The organism is Paenibacillus sp. OK003, from assembly GCF_900109515.1.
Classification (GTDB): Bacteria; Bacillota; Bacilli; order Paenibacillales; family Paenibacillaceae; genus Paenibacillus; species Paenibacillus marchantiae.
Map to the genome: position 1 here is coordinate 323,691 of NZ_FOBD01000009.1, position 21,335 is coordinate 345,025.

Consider the following 21,335-nt stretch of genomic DNA (forward strand, 5'->3'; position numbering starts at 1 on the left):
AAACTTTCTATATAAACAAACTATTTAGCTCTATTAAAGTATTGGTCGAAATCCCAAAAACATTTTTCTTATTCTCTTTAGTCAGTTGTTGAATAGATTCTTCCAGTGCAGTCATGATCTGTTTAACCAAGTTGCAGTTTTTTTCTTTTGTCAAAAACACACAAGTTAACGTTTCTCCCTGTTTACCAACATTCAAAGCAAGTTCATCAAAAAAATCCAACCCATTGATATCAGGAACTTCATTTAACAATGACAAATCAATTTCTTCAGGCAGATCACCTAAATAGTTATAGGAAATATTAGGCGTTACATAACTTTCATTCAAAAATTGATAATCAAACCCTTTCATAAAAATTTTCTCTACTTCAAACTGATTCATTGATACAAATTCATGTAGATTATCTAAGTCAACAACTTTTACAGGATGTATTGAAGTAAACCAGCCAACGGTTTGATTTAATTGAACATCTTCTGGATGTACGGTACGACCATTCAACTCTCTAGCTAGCCATATGCTAGGTCGATCCAACACTTGACAGAGACCTTTCCCAAATAATAAAAAGATTAATAAATCGAGCCCTATTTTTTTCTCTTTCGCAAAATCTTTAAGGATTTCTGTCAGTTCTTCATCGATTTCTTCGATAAACGTTTCAAATAATTCTTTGCCTGGTTCAGTAATAAAACCATTTGTCAAATCACTATCTTCTGGAAGATATTCCTGCCAATTTTGGATTACTTCTTCTGACAGCTTCATATTTCTTAAATAATCAGCCCAGTCTTTGATACTAGTCGTTTTCTCAGTTAGTTTAAGCGGCTGCTCTTGTTCGATAAGTTCCAAACCGTACAAAAGGTCATTTTTCAGAATCAACCAACTGACATTATCACAAATCAAATGGTGCAACACCCAAACTACTACAAAACTGTTTTTAGAAATTTGAAAGAAGCCAATTCGGGATAAACTACCTTCTTGGATAGCTATTTCTTCATGAAAACCTGCCTGAACAGAACGAATCCACTGATTACGTTCGTTCTCTGAGAAGTTCTTGGAAACTTCATAAAATGAAAACTCCTGATCGATATCTTCTTTTCGATTCTCTCTAATTACATTTATATACTGGTGTTCTTTTAATAGAAATTGACTACGCAGATTATCATGCTTTAATCTGATTTGTTCATACACTGTTAACAGCTGTTCTTTCGTATAATCCCCTGTAATGGTAAATCTCTCAGACTGATTCCAATGATTGATATTTGAGAACGAATGGCTAAAGAACCATTTCTGAATAGGGAGTAAATCAACTTCACCTACAACTGGCTCTTGATTAAAATCCCGCTGCTTTGTCCGAACTTTTTCGCATAACTCTTGAATGTTTTGGCATTTTATAATATCCAGAGAAGAAATGTTTAAACTTTCTTTTTGAAGTTCATTTGCTATTTGAATACTTTGAATAGAGTCGCCTCCTTCTGCAAAGAAATTCGACTGCAAACTAAACGTATCATTCTTCAAAATCTTTTGAAAAACTTTTAAAATAGTTACTTCCAACAGATCATGATTAACTTCTTCCTCTACTTTAGAAAATATGTCAGAATCATTCGTAGTAATCAATTTTGATAATTGTTCAAAATCTGTTTTTCCGTTAATAGTTACAGGAATCGCATCTAGTTGCAGAATATAACTTGGAATCATGTAAGAGGGCAAATACTCCTGAAACAGCTTTTCTAACCTTTGGGTTGCTGCTGTTCCAATATAAAAGGTTGCTAGATCATTATTTTCAACTATGGTCACGGCATTGAATACAGTACCTAATGACATTGCTAACTGAGAGACTTCTTCTGGATCAACTCGATTCCCTCGAATTTTCACAAGGTTTTGTTTTCTTGACACAAAATGAATATCCCATTTTTCATCTAAATAACCAATATCTCCTGTTCGATAAAACAAATAGTCTATATCTTCAATACAAATAGTTTGAAACGACATAGGTAAATCAGAATCTAAATAGCTTGAAAACATAGATTGACCAGTAATACAAATTTCTCCTGTTACTCCATGAGGAACTAGCTCTCCCCGGTTATTCAGCAAAGCGACTCCAGAATTCTCCAATGGTCGCCCAATATTCGTTGGCTCAGCACTGCCATTCATTTTTTTAACCGACGTAATAATGGTACCTTCGCTTGGACCGTAGGCATTATAGACAACTGTATGGTTAGGAATTGTTTTATTTTTACGATAAGCCGAACCGCCAACAAGGATGCACTTTAAACTGTGACATTCAGAAAAATCTAATACAGAATAGTAATCTGGCGTTAGTAAGTAATGCGTAACACCAGCCTTTTGAATAAATTGTGGAAAATGTTCATAGCCCATAGAGGAATCAAAAATAGCTAATTGAGCACCACTATGAAATGCCAAAGTCATTTCAAATAAGCTAGCATCAAACGAAAAACTGGCAACTTGAGCAACAATATCCGTACTCATAACATTAAATTTTTTATACTGTGCAACTAAACTACTCAAGTTTTTATAAGAGATTGGCACACCCTTAGGTTTACCTGTAGATCCCGATGTAAAAATCACATAGGATATTCCGTCTAAATACTTGGTAGTATCATTTACTGAAACCTTTACTTCTTTCATTGCCAATGAGGCCAGCTCCGTATCATCGGTCAATCTCAGGTGGTTATCCTGACTCAAATCTAACCAATCAGAGATCACGATCATAGGGTTAGCTTCAATAATTATCTGTTTAATTCTTTTAACCGGCATTTCACTTGAAATCGGAATGTAACACCCATGATTTTTTTGGATACAGTAGAAAAGAATACTCCCAATCAATTTATTTTTTGTGCAGACAACAAATTTTGCTCCAATTCTTATACGATGCTTATGTAAAAATTGCTTAAATTGTTTTAAATAGTTTTCTAACACATTAAAAGTAACAAGCTTATCCTTATATAAAATCGTCTGATGTTGCGATTTATAGTTAGTAAACAGTTCTTCTGACTCCACCTGATGAGATTTCTGAGATAAAGCAATCTGTCCTAGCGACAAAATTTCAGTATTTTGCGATTTGCTCAATAAAGAGTATTCGTTGATTTTTGCATGGGGCATTTCAATAACCGAATGAATAAATACTTGAAATGACTTGTGGATCTCTTCTAAAAACCATTTTGGATAAAATGAACATTCATGATTGGTTTCAAAATAAACTTTTCCTTGTTTTAAGATAAGATTGGATAGCCACGGATATTCTGATTCTGTAGAGCTTTCTCTGACTAGTGCAACCCAACTATCTTCTGATTCCTGTTGTAAATCAAAAATCGTTTTTAACAGTGCTTCTTTCCCATGTTTATATTTTCCATCCAGTTTCTTTTGGATTTCTGTAGCCGAAATGCTACTATTCATGATTAGATCTAACACTGTTGTTTGCGTCAATTGTTGGACATGACTACCTGTCTGCTCAAATTCAAGCGGAACCAATAAAGGTAATACATTTGCCATAAATGCAAATGTATTTTCTTCTGCTTCATTTTTTCGTGTAGTTATTGGTAAACCAATAGCATAATTTTCTTTGCCGAAAAAACGACTAAGAAACATACGATAAATTCCTAAACCAGAAGTAAATACACTATTGCCGACTTGAGAAGCATAACTTTCCAACTGGCTGACTGATAACTGAAGATCAGTTCGCAAGATGCTACGTGATTTACCGGAGACTCTTTTATGAGCCTCCAGTGGGGTCATAAGCTGATCTAAATAGGTATCCCAATAAGCTGAAACATCTTCTGGAGTATTTCGATCACCTTCTAAATAGTGCTGATAAAGTTCCTTATCTTTTTTTAGATGTTGACCAGCAAGTAAGCCTCTAAACTCTCTTTCAAATAATTCAACAGAATGACCATCCGAAATAATGTGATGGAATTTACAGGCCAAAATCTGACATTTTCCCCCTATAAACAACTTATACATTGTTAACGTTTTTTCTAAGGATAGAGGTTTGTCCAAAAAGCTTCTTAACGCATCCTGCATGTTCGTATCAGTCACGATTTCTTTCACTAACCGCGATGGCCGAAATCCATGGATTTTTTGCATGGGGTGGACATCGCCTATGATTTCTGCCCGCAAAGCAGCATTGTATTCAATTACAGAATTCAAGGCTTGTTCTATCTCATTTCCTGAAATCTCAGAATTAATTTCAATCAATAGAGGAATTTCATATTCACTATTTTCTTTGTAAAGTTGAATTCGACTCCAAATACCTAGTTGTAGAGGACTTAATCCAACTACCTTACCCATCATTTGTTTTCCTCCTCAATCTCTTTGATAAACGATCCAAAGCTTTTGGCTTTGAATAACTGCTGAATCGTTGCACTTTTTTCTGTTTTTTCATTAATTTTTCTAATTACCTGAATCGCAGTTAGTGAATTACCACCCAATTCAAAGAAATTATCTTCTTCAGATATATAAGAAAGCGCTAATACCTCTTGCCAAATCCCCATAACATCGCAGAAAAGCTGGCTTTTATTTACTGTATCCTTTATTCGATCTTCAATTTTGACTTTGAGCAGATCATGCAATGCCCGATGATCGATTTTTCCATTTGCAAGAAGTGGGAATTGAGCAGTCTTCCTGATGATCGAAGGAACCATATAACTTGGCAGCAATTTGTTCAATTCATGTGTGACAAGCTCTTCTGGCTTTTCACCGATATAAGCTAATAAGAGCGTCGTTGTTTCATCATTAATCAATAGTTGGAAATTATTAATTCCAGGAACCCTAGCAATGGACTGTTCTATCTCATTAAGTTCTACACGGTATCCTCTAAGCTTCACTTGTCGATCTTTTCTTCCGATATAATGGATTAACTGAGTTCTTGAAATATAACAAATATCACCTGTATAGTACCGGTTTTTTTCGACAGTATTTTCATTGAAATCAAATACCTTATTGGTCAATGCTCTATCTGTATAACCAGCAGAAACCATTGAGCCTTCCAGAACTAACTCTCCAGGCATTCCTAAAGGTAAAGCTATGCCACTTTTTGAAATACAGTAGCCATTCAACTGATTAAGCGTCTGTCCGATTGAGTAGACTTGATCAAGTGTTCTCATTGTAGAATCTATCTTGAACATACTGGCAACAATCGTTGTTTCTGTCGGGCCATATAAATTATAGATTAAGACTTTTTCTGGAATATGTTTTATATCAGAGTATCTAAGTTTTTCTCCACCGATCATAATCGTTTTTAGTGACGGAACATCGTTTAACTCCAGCACTCTGATTAATGATGGTGTAATTGTGATAGCTGTAATATTCTCATCTCGTAACACTTTTTCCATTTCCACACCATAAAGTCGCTTATCTGGAATATAAATAGAAGCACCTGTATATAACGGTAGTAAAATATCCATGATTGAAGGATCAAATGTCATTGAAATATTCTGATACAGAACATCTGAACTATTTACTAAATTAACCTCCAACATTGCTTCTAATGCATTTTGGATATTTATTTTCGTAGCAATTACACCTTTAGGCTTTCCAGTAGTCCCAGAAGTGTAGATAATATAAGCAAAACTATTATTCCTCTGGGGTGAACATAATCTAGTGAATGCCCCTTCTTCTGTAAACATGCACGTTGCAGAAGAATTTTCAATAATATACTGGATACGCTCTGTATTAAATTCTTTTGATACTGGGACATATACAGCCCCTGAAATAAAGCAAGCTAGCGCGTAAATCGTTTTTTTCAACCGGTCCTCAGTAAGAACAACTACAGTATCATCGTTTGAGAGTCCTGTTGTCTGAATCAACTGCACAACAAGTGTCAAAGTTTCTCTATAAGTCATGTTCCGATTTGAACTGCGAATATAGGTTCGTTTTGAATACCGCTTAAGATGACTTTCAATTTCTTTTGAAAACTCTTTTTGGGAGCTACTCTGTGCTTTTACTGGAGGATAAATTTCTAAATTCCCGTGCAACTTCGAAATAATTTCAGGATACCCACCTTGGCCTTGAAGTAGGTAAGCAATCTGTTCTATTAATAAAGTTGCACTTTTAAGCATATCCTCACTAAAATAATTCGTTTTAGCATGCAGCTCATAATCAATCCGATCATCTGCTTCCGTAACAGATAAAGCTAGAGGAAATTCTATTTGCTCTCTACCTTGAAAGTTCTGCATAGAAAATTTCCCTGAATTTGTATAAATCGGATAGTTTTCAAAAACATAACCAATCTGTATTTCGGGACTCTCCGCAAAATATTCAGCCAAATCCAGCCATGAAATCCGGTCAAATTCTTGAATCCTTAACGTATTCTCCCGAACTTGATCAATCAGCTCCTCTACATCAGTCACACAATCAAGCTTCTTGATTCTAAATGGCAAAGTTGATATAAACATGCCTATAGTTTCAAAATCCTTTTCTTTGAATGAATTTCTTCCTGAATTGGTTACTCCAAACAACACATCCTCTTTTCCAAAAAGCTGTGAGATCGTAATAGACCAAACTAACAGAAAGAACTGGTTCATGGTCAATCTGTTTTTCTTCAAATAATCATAAACACCTGTTAACCCATGTATTGATTTCCTGACAACTGTATTATTCTTTTCACTCGTATTTCTCATATCTAGTAATTCAACTGGAGAATAATCAGCCAGAACCTGCCACCAATTTTCTAAATTCAAATATTTTTTCTCATTCTCAATATTTTTTTTCAATAAACTATATCTTTCTATTGAATTTATAGTTAGAGAAGGATTTTCATAAAATTCCGATAATCGATTAAATAAATAACTCATACTCCAGCCATCCAAAATTAAATGATGGTTCTCAAAAATCAGTACATACCCATCATTCATCTTCATGAGATGAAAGCGAAATAATGGACCCTTTAAACTATTAAATGGGATGAATCTTTGGCTTTCCAGATACTTAGCGACACGTTCATTTCCTTCTCTTACTGGAATGTTGGACCAATCCAAAACTTGAATGGCACTACATGAAAGTATCTCTGTTATACTTCGGATAATCTGAACAGCTTCTCCCTCAATCATCATAAATGAACTTCTTAACGCCTCACTGGAGGCTACCAGTTTAGATATAGCCTGTTGCAATCGATTAATATCTAATTCATCTACAGAAATTTGCCATTGAATCACATAATCACCTGAATCAGGATGTTTGATGTTTTGCAACAGCATTCCTTTTTGCAAAGAACAAGCCGGTAAAAATACTGGATGCTGTTCCTCAACAAACTCTTTAATAAGCATTTTAAATGTTGTTACCATCTTTGTGATTGTCTCAGAGCCATAGCTCTTAGAATCATAAGAGATCCTTACTTCTAATTGACCATCTGAAATTATTGGAACAATCGATAAATGATAAATGGAATTAGTATCAACGCCAAAATCATCCGCTCTAAAAAGTGAAATAATATCAAAGTCTTTGTAATTATTGGAATTAAATTCTCCCATATAATTAAAAGTCCAGTCAGAAAAGAAGTTTAAAGGCTTCAACATTGGATAATCCAATCCCTTATTAGGAATTGACAGTAGTTGAGTATGCAGCTTTGCAATCGTATGATCCACTTCTGTTTCTTTAGAAACGCTAAATGGATAAATACTAGTAAACCATCCGATTGCTGTAGAAAAACCTGACTGGTCAACAGGTCTTCCGTGCCCTTCCATCTGAACGGTAAATGTTTTCTTCTCTTTATAAACATCTGTCAATGCATGAACCGTTATACCAAGAAGTGCGGCCTCAACATCATTATAGAATTTGTTATGTATGATCTCTTTGAATTTTTGGGTCTCCGCTTTTGTAAATGTACAGCTTTCCTCTCTTAAATCCCCAACAGCACCAAACAAATCAATTTTCCTGCTTACATTACAATCATTCCAATAGCGTTTACTATGTTCAGATACTTCATAAGTGTCGAGGTAGTTAATCCATTGATTAAACGTTCTAGTCTCAATAGCTTCTTCACGTCCATTCAACTTATACGAGAGTTTATTCAATATATTTCTCCATGAAACACCATCAATAATCAAATGATGAGCAACCAAATGAACACAGATTTCCGAACCTGTCTGAATAATTGAAAACTGATAATTCTTTTCTTCTATTCTTAGGTTCTTTTGTTGTTCAGCAATAATTGCTTCGACAGCGACATTATCTTCTGCTTCAAACCACTCAATAAAGTAATTTTGTTGCTCGAGTTGAATAATTTGCCGCCATTCACCCTGTACTTCTCTAAACACAGAATGAAAAATGATATACTCATCAATAAGTTGTTTCAAAGCGCTTATTATCGTTTTTGTTGAAATATCTGCTGATAATTTGATTACAACCGATTGATTCCATTGAGATGGAGCTTCAGGTTGAGAATCAAAAAACCACTCTTGTATCGGAGAAAGTTTATTTTCCTTCCATATGGTTAAAACAGGCTCTTCGGCTTCTTCTTTTTGTTGTTTTGTTAAATAGTCAGCCAATGCTTGAATCGTCTGATAACTAAAAAGATCAGACACTGAAACTTGCAAACCTGCGGACTGTATACTAGCACATATTTGCATAGAAACAATCGAATCAATTCCTAGTTCATAAAAATTATCTGTGTTACTTAATTTTTGAGTACCCATGATTTCTTCAATAGATCGCCCTATAATTGTCTCAATAGGTGACCACTCTTTTATTTCTACAACGGTTGATACTTGATTGCCTAATATCTCAATCGATTCTTTATCTAACTTCCCATTAACCGTCAAACGTATTTGCGCTACCTGAACAATCTCATTTGGAACCATATACGCTGGTAATACGTCATCTATTTCTTTCCTTAACAATTCTCTTTCACAGATACCTTCATAATAAAGAGTCAACTTTCGCTTTAGTCCATCTTTTGTGAAAGACACAACACATTTATGAACGCCCTCTATTTGTAATACTTTTGCTTCAATTTCAGAAAGTTCCACTCTGAATCCCCGGATTTTAACTTGTCGATCTTTCCTAGATTTATAGTGTAAATAATTATCCAAACCAATCTTTCCAATATCTCCAGTTTTATAAAACATTTGGGGTCCACGATCTGTATTCAAAACAACTAATTTTTCAGAAGTTAATTCTGGTTGTCTAAAATAACCGTCCATCAGACTCTTACCGGAAATTACAACTTCCCCCAAACAATTTACTGGTAACAATTGCCCGCCAGAGCCTAAAACCCCAATTCTCACATTATTCAGCGGAAGACCCAAAGCGATCGTATCATTGGGAATCAGTGTTATTGGGTATACGGTAGTAAACGTAGTGTTTTCTGTTGGTCCATAACAATTGTATATCATCGTTTTATCCAATAATTTTTGTGCCCTCTTCACATACTTAACAGAAGCCGCTTCGCCGCCGATAAAAATTTTATTTGCATTAGTAAAATTCCTTATTACACCATTCTCTACAAATGAATTGAATAATGATGTTGTTAAAAAAGATATCGTTGGTTTATACTTTTCGCTATTAAAATCCCAGTTATTCTTATCTGTGATAGGATCTGGGATAATATAAATGCATGCGCCGTTTAATATTGGGAGCCATACTTCAAAATACCAGGCATCAAAAGTAAATGAACTAGATTGCGAAAAAATATCCGATTCTGTAAAACCCAAGTTCTTAAAATTCGAGCTGAAATTCAATATATTCTCATGGGTGATTTTCACACCCTTTGGATTACCAGTTGTACCCGACGTATAAATGATTGCGAATTGTTTGGAAGGAGTAAATTCTATATTCTGATAAGAGGTCAGTTCTTTTTTTCCTGCTGCAACGAGATTCTCTATGGTATAAACAGGAATCTTGATGCAAGCAGAAAAAAGGCTTGTATTATCATCTGTGATCAGAAGTGTTGTTCGACTGTCTGAAAGTATATATTCAATGCGATCCGCTGGATAATGCTGACTTAAATGAACATGGCAAATTCCTTTTTTCACCAATGCTAAAATCAGCGCAATAGCTTCTGGGCTGCGTTTGAGCTGTAACGAAATAAAATCATGTTCATTGACCTCTAACTGCTCCAGTGCACTAGAGAAAAGCATTATTTTAGCTAGCAATTCTTTGTACGTATATATTTCATTATTATGAATAAGTGCAGCATTATCCCCTTTCTTTCGATTAACATCTAAAAATCTTTCAAAAATATTGTTAAAAGAATCAGCTTCATTCTCAGCACCTAATAGTATTTTTTCATTTCGACAAGGTAATGGTGATTTAACAAGTTCCTCTAAATCTGTATGTATAGCTTTCTGTAGCCAGAACTTAAATGCTTCTGTAAAATAATCACTCTCTTCTAACGTCCATACCTCATCAGAAAATTCTAATTCACAAAAAACTCTTTCTCCATTTTTTTTTACATTTCCCGTCAATTCAAATTTTGCTCCAAGCTGACTGGTATTTATCTCTTCTTGAACACCTTCAAATGCTTGAGATTCCTGATAGCTAAATACTGTATGAAAAAGTGTTGAATCTCTGTTAGTCCCTTTTAAAGCTTCGGATAAGGATATTCTTTGAAAAGCAGAAACCTCAAATATATTACGTTGAATCTTCCTGTAATACTCGACTTGGTCTGTCACCATTTCATTGATTTCTTGTTCCATACCGAAAGGTAATGTGTTAACAAAATACCCTAAAGACTGCTGTTCCTCAGCCGACTGACGATTAGCATACGGGATACCAATGCTGATTTTTTTCTCGCCACTATATGTACAAATGAATGAATAAAAGCATCCTAAATAAAAAGAAAAAACAGATATCCTATTTTCTGTACAAAATCGCGTGATCTGTCCAATACTTGCTTGATCCAGTTCAAAAGTCTGAACAAACCCGGTATGCAATTCCTGGTTCGACTGATATGAGTTGATTCTATTTTGCACCTGCTCAAGCTTTTTGCAATAAGCTTCAAACTTTGTAATTTTTTCATCACTTATTAATTTGGGCTTACTTGGATTTTTTTCAGTCTTTTTCTGTTCTTCTGCGTTGTTGTTGTAATAATGCCTCATTACCCTATCTATGAGTAGATTTTTCGTCCAAGCATCTGTGAGGATATGATGCGAATTGATTAGTAGATATTTTTTATTTTCCTTATTTGACCAAATATAAAATTGAATTAATGGCTCATTTTCTAAATGAAAAGAATAAGATTTGAGCTTTTCAATGAACAGCTCAATTGACTCTGTTCTATTACTTTCAATAAAAATTGCTGGCTGTCTATATTTCAGTACTTTCTTTACTATACCGTTGTCCATAAAAAAACTTGTCTGCAATTCTGGATTTGAATTTAATACTAATTTTATTGCCTCAGATAATCTAAATAGGTCAATTGTTTCTTCCAATTTGAAAGCCCAAGTTTCTGTATATAATTTTTTGAAAGCAAGTTTGTTCCATAAAAAATACAATTGCGCTTCACTGCTTGTGGCTAAAATCACATTTTCTTTTACTAGATTCATTTTCATGATTTTTCAGCGCCCCTCATTCTCCAGCCTCTTAATGAATACTTCATAATGATAATCAAACTGATAAAACATCTACATATACAGCTTGACTCTTGCATAAAAACATGGTGTCGAACACATAAAATAAAAGTCAAATCATTAGATCTTTTATCGAATAGGCAATGAGATGAAAGGATACCCAGCCCATTTGGATAATTTGTAGTTTACAAGTTTTATTTCCATATAAAGGTGTAGAATCACTTTTATGGTATCCTTCCAATTTCCCATTGTCAAGTAATTTTCTCTCCCCAATTCCACATGTTTAAGGGGCAATTCCCCCTCAGTTTACGCTCGTAGTATTTTGATATAAATAGTCTGATTGAGCAAATAGACTCAAAAAAAAACTCCTAAGCCAGCTCGTCATTTTGGCTTAGGAGTTTTTTCAGATATGGTGGAGCAGGTATTTGAGCACCTGTCAATTCAATTTACAGCTTGTAAATCTCGGCATATTTTTCTTCCAGATAATCGGCCAAATAGTCCGGGTTCAACTCTTCACCCGTTACGGCCACAATCAGTTCGGAAGGTGTACGGCTTTTGCCATAACGATAAATCTTGTCAGTCAACCATTCCTTGATAGGAATCAGGTTACCTTCGGCAATATGGGCATCGAACTCCGGCATTTCTTTGCGCAGTGTATGTAGAATTTGTGCAGCATACATATTGCCGAGTGAGTATGATGCGAAGTAACCAAAGTCACCACCGGACCAGTGAACATCCTGAAGTACACCCATACCATCATTCGGCGGTACAACGCCAAGATATTCCTTGTATTTTGCATTCCAGGTCTCCGGCAGGTCCTTGACTTCCAGACCTTCGTTAAACAGCATTTTCTCAATTTCATAACGAATGATGATATGCAGATTGTACGTCAGCTCATCGGCTTCAATCCGGATCAGAGAGCTTTCAACCCGGTTAATTGCCCGGTAAAAGTCTTCCAGCTCAACCTCGTTTAATTGAGGGAAGTGCTGCTGCAGATCTTTATAATAACGCGTCCAGAATGGCAGACTACGGCCAATCATATTTTCCCAAAGACGCGACTGGGATTCATGGATACCCATGGACGTTCCTTCAGCAAGAAGAGTACCAGCCAGACTGTCGTCAATATTTTGCTCATACAGGGCGTGTCCGCCTTCGTGAAGTGAACTGAAGACCGCACTTGTCACATCATCCTGCAAATAGTTTGTCGTGATCCGCACATCGCCTGGATTCAGACCCGTTGCGAACGGGTGAACACTCTCATCGAGTCTGCCGGCTTCAAAGTCGTAACCCATTTGCCCCAGAATAAACAGACTGAATTTCTCCTGTTGATCCTTGTCAAACAGCTGGTTCAGGAACTCTGTCTCCGGCTTGTTGGCCGACGCGTTGATCTTCTCTTGCAGGGGCACCAAACGGGCTTTGAGACGGGCAAATACCGCATCCACCTTTTCCACCGTCAGTTCAGGCTCATACATGTCCAGAAGGGTATCATAACGAGTATCTTTCACACCCCAGTAGTCAATGAACTCTTGTTTGAGCTTCACAATATCGGTGAGGTAGGGAGAGAAACCTGCAAAATCGCTATTATGCTTCGCATCTTCCCAAGCTGTTTCGGATTTGGCGGTAAGTACGGTATACGCTTGTACTTTTTCCGGTGGTACGGACTGACTGCGATTATATTCTTTCTGGCAATCTTCCACCTGACGGCGGTCGATATCTTCCAGCTGTTCCAGCACTGCTGGACTTGTTAATGTATCCAGGTAGGATTTCATGTCTGCCGAGGTTTGCAGTTTGAATGCTTCGGTTGACAGTATACCAAGTGTTTCCGAACGTGTCGGGACACCTTTTTTGGGCGCACCTGTGCGCAGATCCCAGTGAAGCAAACCAATGGCTTCATGATAACTCTTAATTTTGCGAGCCAGATTAAGGAAGGATTCCAGCTGTTCCTGTGTTTGTTGTTCCATGGTTAATATTCACCTCTTCAAAAAAAATGTTGGTTTCCCTATTGATGATACTTTTTGCAATGCGTATAATCAACTTTTGACAGATGCAAATTGCATTATTCCTTCAAACCGAGGAATAATGCAATTTGCTGACCTTAGTATAATAAAAAACCAAAGGGCGTAGGACAAGCTGCATTTGATGCAAGTGGCCGTGCTCATCGTATTGGATAACAGGAGGCAATGGACATGAACAACATTCAAGAGATTCTGGCTTACAACAAATCATTTGTCGAGACTAAAGAATACGAAAAGTATACGGCTGGCAAGTTTCCAACCAAAAAGATGGTCATCATCACTTGTATGGATACCCGTCTGGTGGAAATGCTGCCCAAGGCCATGAACCTGAAAAATGGCGATGTGAAAATCATCAAAAACGCTGGTGCAATCATTTCTCAGCCTTTCGGGTCTGTTATGCGTAGTGTTCTCGTCGCCATCTATGAGCTTGGTGCCGATGAAGTACTTGTTGTTGGACACACGGAATGTGGTATGGCTTCCCTGCACGCGGAGACCATGATTGGACATATGGTTGAACGAGGTGTATCCGAGGAAGTTATGAGCACACTGGAGAACTCGGGCATACGTTTACAAAAGTGGCTGCGCGGGTTTGACAGCGTTGAAGAAGGGGTAAAACATACTGTGGAAGTGATCAAGAAACATCCATTGCTTCCGCCCAATGTACCCGTCCACGGCATGGTCATCGACTCCTACACTGGTGAACTTGATCTTGTCGCAGATGGGTATGGGCAACAGACATCTCTCTAAATGGTTTTGGGTGCGGACCTCAGGGTCCGCACTCTTTTTTTGTCTAAATTGAGGCAGTTGTTCTGTCAGGTTGTCAAACCATACAGTTTCAGTGTACACTTTTATGAAAGCGGTCAATGAGAACAATTTGCATTGTTTTCGCTGGCCCAGCCCTAATATTAAGGAGACATGTGCATGAACATACTTTCCTACGGATTGCTCGGGCTTCTTACCCGCGAGGAGTCATCAGGTTATGATCTAATGCTGAAGATCCAGCCGCATTGGCAGGCCAAACACAGTCAGATCTATCCCCTCCTCTCCAAAATGGAAAACGATGAGCTTTTAGCCTCCCGCTGGGTGCAACAGTCTGACAAACCAGACAAGAAAATGTATGCAGTCACGGAGAAAGGTATTGAAAAACTGCTGGGATGGATGATCACTCCCGTTACCGCTCCGGTTACGCGTGACGAGTTCAATCTGCGCATTTTATGTGTCGGCATTGCAGAAGACGGAAGCATGAGACGCATTCTGAATGAGCGCAAAAACTGGTTCATGGAACGCATCCGTTATTTCGAGGATTTGAAGTCCCGTATCCCTCAGGATAATCTGCGAGTAGGCAGTCGGGAATTCGGAAGTTACATTCTGGTACAAAAAGGGTTAATGAACGCACAAACGGGCATCGAATGGTGTAACTGGGTAACCCAATTACTCGATGGTCAGACGGCAATTCAGGACCCTTGTCCAAGTATTTCAGAAAAATAAACAAAATTTGAAACGTTCCTGCAAGTTGACCGTATTACTTGAGTAAGGCCCATTTTTGGGGTAATCAAACAAATTAATCGGGGGGTTACGATCTTTACAATGAAGAAAAAATTCGGAATTAAACATCTCATGATGGTTTTCATGGCCTTTACATTACTGTTTGCAACAGTTGGAGTTGCGAATCCAGATTCTGCTGATGCTAGACGTGGTGGCGGTTTCAAATCGGGAACAAAAAGCTATACCAACACACCTAAGAAATCCGATTCCAACAGTAATGTGAGCAAATCTAATACGAATAATAACTCCAATGGAGCAGCTACAACGAACCGTGGCGGATTCTTCGGCGGTGGCGGTGGATTTATGAAAGGCATGATGCTGGGTGGTCTTGCTGGTATGATGTTCGGCGGATTGTTCGGTGGCATGGGCGCTCTGGGTAACATTCTTGGATTGCTTGTAAACGTAGCTGCAATTATGCTGATCGTGATGCTCGCGATGGCCCTGTTCAGAGCCATTACGAATCGCCGTAAACCAGCAGCAGATGGTCGTTATGACCGCAAAAATGATCGTGATGATGATGACCGTAACAGAAACGGACGGTACTAATCTCTATGGTTCTGAGCATGGATGAAATTGTCAACGCGATCTGTATTCACATGGCTGAACGCAAGGGTGTTCGCCCAACCGATGTCAATGTGGAACTGAGCTGGGAAGAAGATACGGGATATTCCGCTGAAGTCTGGATTCAAGGCCGCAGTCAGTACCTGGTCGAATCCAACATGATTGAAGCGATCCTTCGCTACCTGCACAGTGAATACGACATTCGGGCTTACCGTGAGAATGTAAGACTGGATCTGGATGAAGAGATCACAGCGATTGTGAATCAATAAATGAATTAATAAATCAATAAGGAATAATCCATTTGCGGATGGAATGCAAAAAGGACCATCTCCATGATGTCATTGACATGATTGGAGACGGTCCTTTTGTGTTCTGTTGCTTGGGAAGATAATGCCTTCGCTTTGCTATTACCTTCCCAAGATTTATACTGCAACCTGTGGTTACTTCAATTTCACCAGACTGTAGTTTTTCTTGCCTTTGCGGATAATGATGAATTTACCGCCGATGGCGTGCTCTGCAGAGACCGTGAATTCCAGTTCAGTAACTTTCTCACCATTCATGGAGATAGCCCCTTTGGTGACATCCTCACGCGCCTGACGTTTAGATGGCTCCAGGCCAAGATCAACGAGCCAATCTACAATATTTTTTGCTTCACCATCGGTTTCGAAGGTCGGCATTTCTTTAAAGCCCTGCTCGATTTCGTCGGCTGTAAGGGAACGAATGTCGCCACTGAAGAGTGCTGCGGTAATGCGTTTCGCCTGCTCCAGCATGTCGTCACCGTGAACAAATTTCGTCATTTCTTCAGCGAGTGCTTTTTGTGCTTCACGCTTATGCGGCTCCGTTTCTACCTTTTCAGCCAAAGCTTCAATTTCTTCTTTGCTTAGGAATGTGAAGTATTTCAGGTATTTGATTACATCACGGTCATCCGTGTTCGCCCAGAACTGGTAGAATTCGAATGGAGTTGTCTTATTCGCATCCAGCCAGATGGACCCCCCTGCGGATTTACCGAATTTCGTTCCGTCGGATTTGAGCATAAGCGGAATCGTCAGACCGTAAGCTTTTGCTTCTGGTCCTTCTTTTTTACGGATCAGGTCCAGACCACTTGTAATGTTACCCCATTGATCGGAACCGCCAATTTGCAGCTGTACATCCTCATGTTGGAACAGATGCAGGTAATCGAGCGATTGGAGAATCTGGTAGGAGAACTCGGTAAACGAAATTCCGTCTTCCAGTCTGCTCGCAACTACATCTTTAGCCAGCATCGTGTTGAGGTTAAAGTTCTTGCCGTAGTCACGCAAAAATTCAATCACATTGATTTTGTGTGTCCAGTCGTAGTTGTTGACCATACGTACCTGATTGTCGCCATCCGTTACGAAAAGCTTTTTCATTTGTGCAGTCAGAGCATCCACATTGGCCTGTACCTCTTCCAACGTTTGCAGGGAACGTTCCGATTGACGACCACTTGGGTCACCAATCGTTCCTGTTGCCCCACCAATCAGAATGACTGGACGGTGACCAGCGAGTTGGAAACGTTTCAGCATCATGAACGGAATCAAATGTCCGATGTGCATGCTGTCTCCTGTAGGGTCAACTCCGCAGTACAAGGAAACCGACGTGGTCTCTGTCAGCTCACGCAGACCCTCCGCATCTGTCTGTTGATTAATGGCGTCGCGCCATTCCAGTTCATCAATAATATTCATAACAAGCAACCCCTTCTCTATGCATTGGTATTAGGCCATGATCTACGTTAATTCACAAGGAGCTAAGCCGGGTAAGGCTTTTTTGGACACAAAAAAATCGCCGCCTTGTCTTCAATAGACATAGGGACGATTATCATAACCGTGGTACCACCCAACTTGCACAGACAACAACTCACACGCTGCCCATACCGCTTTCAGCAAAATATCGTTTGCCATTCCGCTTGGCATTACCCAAGTACTCCAGAGTGTAATTCGCAGCCCTTGTATGTATCAGGTTCCATCAACCCCTGACTTTCTGTAACAGGGACAAAGCCGCTACTGCGCTCTATCAACGTAATTCATGTATTCAATTTATAGCCAGTATAGCCGAACGTTAATATCATTGCAAGGCCAAGTATTTAATCTTTAGATAGAGCAACAGATGAGTGCCTGCGCCAAAGTTTATAAAGACATCATGTTCAAGTTCCTGTGGGCATGATGATAATGAAAAAGCTGCCAATGGCAGCCTCTTCATAACAAGTGTTCAATCAGGTTCCACAGAAAGTCCGGTAGGAGGTATCGCACTGCGTAGGCAGTTCCGCGTACTCAGCCTGTTCGGTAGAATGTGCAAACGGGTTTGAAAGAACAGCAAGAAGTTTCTCCATCACACTAAGATCTCCGTGATTCTCCGCTCGGTCCAGTGCTTCTTCCACCCGATGATTACGAGGAATCACAGCTGGGTTGCTAGTTCTCATCAATTGCTGCGATTCTTCTTTCCCTTCCTGCTGTCTGCCTAATCTTGCCTGGCGACGCTCATTCCACTCCGCAAACTCTGAAGTATCGAATAAAGGAGCTCCGTTGAGCGTATCAAAGGTCAGTGCGAGAAACGTATTTGTGTAATCTGCACTATGCTTCTCCATCAGTTCAAGCAGATCCCTGATTAGCGCCTCGTCCTCAGCCTCTTCATTATACAAGCCCAGCTTGCTCCGCATGCCCGAGAGCCAGTGGTAATGATACAATTCAGAGAATTGTGCAATGGCATCCTGAGCGATCTGTACAGCCTGTTCTTCATCCTCATGCAGCAGTGGCAGAAGCGTTTCGGCAAACCGAGCCAGATTCCAGCCGCCAATATACGGTTGATTTCCATACGCATACCGACCTTGCGTGTCAATGGAGCTAAATACCGTCGCTGGATTGTAGGCATCCATAAACGCACACGGCCCATAATCAATGGTTTCACCACTGATGGCCATATTATCCGTGTTCATTACGCCATGAATGAAACCAACCTGTTGCCACTTGGCGATAAGTGACGCCTGACGCCGAATGACTTCCTGAAGCAACAGGAGATAGCGATTGTCCGCTTCAGCAATATCAGGAAAATGCCTTTGCAATGTGTAGTCAGCCAATGCTCTGAGATCGTCAATTGATCCCCATCTGGCAGCGTATTGGAAGGTTGCTACCCGCAAATGGCTTGAAGCCACTCGCGTCAGGATTGCACCAGGTCGCTCTGTTTCACGTGTAATGTTTTCTCCAGTAGAAACAACCGCCAGACTTCGCGTCGTTGGAATACCCAGTGCATGCATCGCTTCACTAATAATATACTCACGCAGCATTGGCCCAACGGCAGCACGTCCATCACCTCCGCGAGAGTACGGGGTTCTTCCCGAACCTTTCAGCTGGATATCCACTCGCTCGCCTTGTGGTGTGATCTGTTCTCCCAGCAGCAAAGCTCTTCCATCACCAAGCATATTAAAGTTGCCGAACTGATGACCTGCATAGGCCTGAGCCAGAGGCTCGGCACCTTCCGGAATCAGGTTACCTGCAAACACCTCTGCTCCTTCATCACTGTCCAGAGCCTCGGCGTTTAGCCCCAGACTGGCTGCAAGCAATGTATTAAAGATGATCAACTTGGGTGATTGAACAGGGACCGCTCCCTGATTTGTAAAAAAGGTCTGTGGCAAACGTCCATAACTGTTGTCGAAGTGCCAGCCTTTTTTCAGCGTTTCTTGTTGCATGGTGATCACAACTCCTTTTCATTAACCAGGGGACATCCCTGGTTTATTTTACCCTTGTGAACCAATGCTCATTTATGTAGTCGCATGGAAATTCAACTGAAAGAACATGTATGATGTTCATGATGAAACTTTAGCATATTTATATCCCTTTTGCATTCATCCTGCTGTAACTTCCATACAAGGCAGACCGTTTAGAGTTCAATAAAAACCCAAGAGGTTCATTGACCAGGGGAGTCGTTCCAATCCCCCCCATCGATCAAACCCGTCTTGGGTCTGTTCCATTTATTCAGATCGCATGTCTGTTAACAAGTCATTCATTACGTACGTGCTTCTTGAGCCTGTACGGGCTGTACGGGCAGATTCTCTTTCTTAAATCCGAGGTTAAAGAAGATATTGAGCAGAATGGCGCACAGACTGCCTGTGATAATACCATCACCAACAATAATGCGGATACTTTGAGGCAGCTGGGCAAACAGATCCGGCACAGCCGTGACGCCAAGACCGAGTGAAACCGAACAAGCAACGATCAACAGATTGGATTGCTTGCTGAAGTCCACATGTTGCAGCATTTTGATCCCGGATGAGACCACCATGCCGAACAGAACCACCGTTGCCCCGCCGAGTACTGCGCTGGGGATAATCGTTGCAAATGCCGCAACTTTGGGGATCAGTCCAAGAAAAATCAGGATGCCCCCGGCTGCAACAACCACATTGGTTGTTTTCACTTTGGAGAGCTGAACCAAACCGACATTCTGGGCAAATGTGTTATACGGAAAAGCATTGAAGATACCACCAAGCACAAATGCCAAACCTTCTGCGCGGTATCCTCGTGCCAGATCCTTTTCGTTAATCGGTTGATCACAGATTTTGCTCAGGGCCATAAACACACCTGTAGATTCGATAATGACAACCGTGCCGACAATAATCATGGTAATGATCGGACCGATTTCGAAGGTAGGCCATCCAAAATAAAAGGGCTGGGGCAAATGAAACCAAGAGGCTTCCTGTACAGAGCTGAAATTCACTTTCCCCATGAGGGCAGCCACGAGGGTACCGACAATAATACCGAGGAGAACCGCGAGGGATTTGACAAAGCCGCGAGCATATCGATTCAACACCAGAATGAAGAGCAGTACCCCGAAAGAGAGCGCCAGATTGTCCAGACTTCCGAAATTCTCACTGTTTGCTCCACCTGCCATGTTCTTGATGCCCGTTGGAATTAACGCCAGACCAATAATGGTTACGACTGTTCCAATCACCACGGGAGGAAACAGTTTGACGATTTTACTAAAGAAGACAGCACATATTACGATGAATATCCCTGCTGCTATGATGGAACCGTAAATGGCCGGAATTCCATATTGTGATCCAATCGCAATCATGGGAGTCACAGCAACAAATGAGCTTCCAAGAACCGCTGGCAAGCCAATCCCCAAGTACTTCCCTTTTCGTGCTTGAAGCCATGTCGCGATACCACAGGTTAACAGGTCAATCGATACCAGGTATGCCAATTGTTCTGCAGTCAGGTTTAGCGCCCTTCCCACAAGCAGCGGAACCAAAATGGCCCCGGCATACATCGCTAATACGTGCTGAATTCCCAGTGAAAAAATCCTCATTCTCTTCGTTTCTCTCATCCCTACCTGCCCCCTGTAATTAAGAATCCCTTTACCGCTGCAAAATCATGTTATGTTGATTCACATTATATAAACAATTGAGGGAAGTTCCATGATTCATAACATAGAATTGTTGCAGGTTATAAATAGAACTCATTATATTGGGCGTTTTGTACAAAAAGGGATGAGCATAGCTTCTTTTAACGTTATATTACCTCACATAAAAAAACCTGAACACCTTCACTTCTCCTCACTCCATCCCAATCGAAAAACATAAAAAAGGTCAGCCAGAAAATAAAATGTACCCCTTGTAAAGGACAATTTAAAAAAGGTTAGGCAACTTCAAGCTGCTGTCTGTATTTTGCAGGCGGTAGCTTTTTCAAATTCCAT

Annotated in this window: 10 protein-coding genes and 1 other annotated feature; of the genes, 4 read left to right on the plus strand and 6 right to left on the minus strand. The window is 39.7% G+C overall.

Annotation, left to right across the window (positions count from 1 at the left end; translation table 11 throughout):
• Positions 1-7: 7 nt before the first annotated feature.
• The 3 genes from BMW94_RS16710 to BMW94_RS16720 all read right to left on the minus strand — a co-directional run bounded on the left by BMW94_RS16710 (position 8) and on the right by BMW94_RS16720 (position 13,475).
• Positions 8-4,300 carry a condensation domain-containing protein gene (locus tag BMW94_RS16710; protein ID WP_091000146.1) on the minus strand — a complete coding sequence of 1,431 codons (4,293 nt, stop codon included), beginning with the start codon at positions 4,298-4,300 and terminating at the stop codon, positions 8-10.
• The gene (locus tag BMW94_RS16715; protein ID WP_091000149.1) at positions 4,297-11,496 is read right to left on the minus strand and encodes a condensation domain-containing protein; all 7,200 of its coding nucleotides are present in this window, start codon (positions 11,494-11,496) and stop codon (positions 4,297-4,299) included. The genes BMW94_RS16710 and BMW94_RS16715 overlap by 4 nt, the downstream gene beginning before the upstream one ends.
• A gap of 464 nt (positions 11,497-11,960) precedes the next feature.
• Positions 11,961-13,475, minus strand: coding sequence for a carboxypeptidase M32 (locus BMW94_RS16720; RefSeq protein WP_091000150.1), 1,515 nt, complete (start codon positions 13,473-13,475; stop codon positions 11,961-11,963).
• A 225-nt stretch (positions 13,476-13,700) separates the two neighbouring features.
• Between BMW94_RS16720 and BMW94_RS16725 the strand changes: the two genes are divergently transcribed.
• The 4 genes from BMW94_RS16725 (at position 13,701) to BMW94_RS16740 (ending at position 15,904) form a co-directional block, all read left to right on the plus strand.
• Positions 13,701-14,276 carry a beta-class carbonic anhydrase gene (locus BMW94_RS16725; RefSeq protein WP_091000151.1) on the plus strand — a complete coding sequence of 192 codons (576 nt, stop codon included), beginning with the start codon at positions 13,701-13,703 and terminating at the stop codon, positions 14,274-14,276.
• 174 nt (positions 14,277-14,450) lie between these two features.
• Positions 14,451-15,017 carry a PadR family transcriptional regulator gene (locus tag BMW94_RS16730; protein ID WP_091000152.1) on the plus strand — a complete coding sequence of 189 codons (567 nt, stop codon included), beginning with the start codon at positions 14,451-14,453 and terminating at the stop codon, positions 15,015-15,017.
• Between the two features lie 99 nt (positions 15,018-15,116).
• Positions 15,117-15,620, plus strand: a complete 504-nt coding sequence (locus BMW94_RS16735) for a hypothetical protein (RefSeq protein ID WP_063563091.1) — start codon at positions 15,117-15,119, stop codon at positions 15,618-15,620.
• Positions 15,621-15,625: 5 nt separating this feature from the next.
• Positions 15,626-15,904: a YxcD family protein gene (locus BMW94_RS16740; RefSeq protein ID WP_024630486.1), complete on the plus strand. Its 279-nt coding sequence runs from the start codon at positions 15,626-15,628 to the stop codon at positions 15,902-15,904.
• A 171-nt stretch (positions 15,905-16,075) separates the two neighbouring features.
• On the opposite strand, the gene tyrS is transcribed toward BMW94_RS16740, so the two are convergent.
• The 3 genes from tyrS to BMW94_RS16755 all read right to left on the minus strand — a co-directional run bounded on the left by tyrS (position 16,076) and on the right by BMW94_RS16755 (position 20,966).
• On the minus strand, positions 16,076-17,335 hold the full coding sequence (gene tyrS, locus BMW94_RS16745) for a tyrosine--tRNA ligase (protein WP_063563092.1): 1,260 nt from the start codon (positions 17,333-17,335) through the stop codon (positions 16,076-16,078).
• A gap of 119 nt (positions 17,336-17,454) precedes the next feature.
• Positions 17,455-17,676: a binding site (T-box leader), on the minus strand.
• 186 nt (positions 17,677-17,862) lie between these two features.
• Positions 17,863-19,332, minus strand: coding sequence for a protein adenylyltransferase SelO (locus BMW94_RS16750; RefSeq protein WP_091000154.1), 1,470 nt, complete (start codon positions 19,330-19,332; stop codon positions 17,863-17,865).
• A gap of 317 nt (positions 19,333-19,649) precedes the next feature.
• On the minus strand, positions 19,650-20,966 hold the full coding sequence (locus BMW94_RS16755; RefSeq protein WP_091000157.1) for a nucleobase:cation symporter-2 family protein: 1,317 nt from the start codon (positions 20,964-20,966) through the stop codon (positions 19,650-19,652).
• Between the last annotated feature and the right edge of the window lie 369 nt (positions 20,967-21,335).

Excerpts from the sequence above, each read along its gene's own strand:
- BMW94_RS16730 (WP_091000152.1), top strand. The coding sequence starts at position 14,451 with ATGAACATACTTTCCTACGGATTGCTCGGGCTTCTTACCCGCGAGGAG.
- BMW94_RS16720 (WP_091000150.1), bottom strand. The coding sequence starts at position 13,475 with ATGGAACAACAAACACAGGAACAGCTGGAATCCTTCCTTAATCTGGCT.
- BMW94_RS16715 (WP_091000149.1), bottom strand. The coding sequence starts at position 11,496 with ATGAAAATGAATCTAGTAAAAGAAAATGTGATTTTAGCCACAAGCAGT.
- BMW94_RS16735 (WP_063563091.1), top strand. The coding sequence starts at position 15,117 with ATGAAGAAAAAATTCGGAATTAAACATCTCATGATGGTTTTCATGGCC.
- BMW94_RS16740 (WP_024630486.1), top strand. The coding sequence starts at position 15,626 with ATGGTTCTGAGCATGGATGAAATTGTCAACGCGATCTGTATTCACATG.
- tyrS (WP_063563092.1), bottom strand. The coding sequence starts at position 17,335 with ATGAATATTATTGATGAACTGGAATGGCGCGACGCCATTAATCAACAG.
- BMW94_RS16750 (WP_091000154.1), bottom strand. The coding sequence starts at position 19,332 with ATGCAACAAGAAACGCTGAAAAAAGGCTGGCACTTCGACAACAGTTAT.
- BMW94_RS16725 (WP_091000151.1), top strand. The coding sequence starts at position 13,701 with ATGAACAACATTCAAGAGATTCTGGCTTACAACAAATCATTTGTCGAG.
- BMW94_RS16755 (WP_091000157.1), bottom strand. The coding sequence starts at position 20,966 with ATGAGAGAAACGAAGAGAATGAGGATTTTTTCACTGGGAATTCAGCAC.
- BMW94_RS16710 (WP_091000146.1), bottom strand. The coding sequence starts at position 4,300 with ATGATGGGTAAGGTAGTTGGATTAAGTCCTCTACAACTAGGTATTTGG.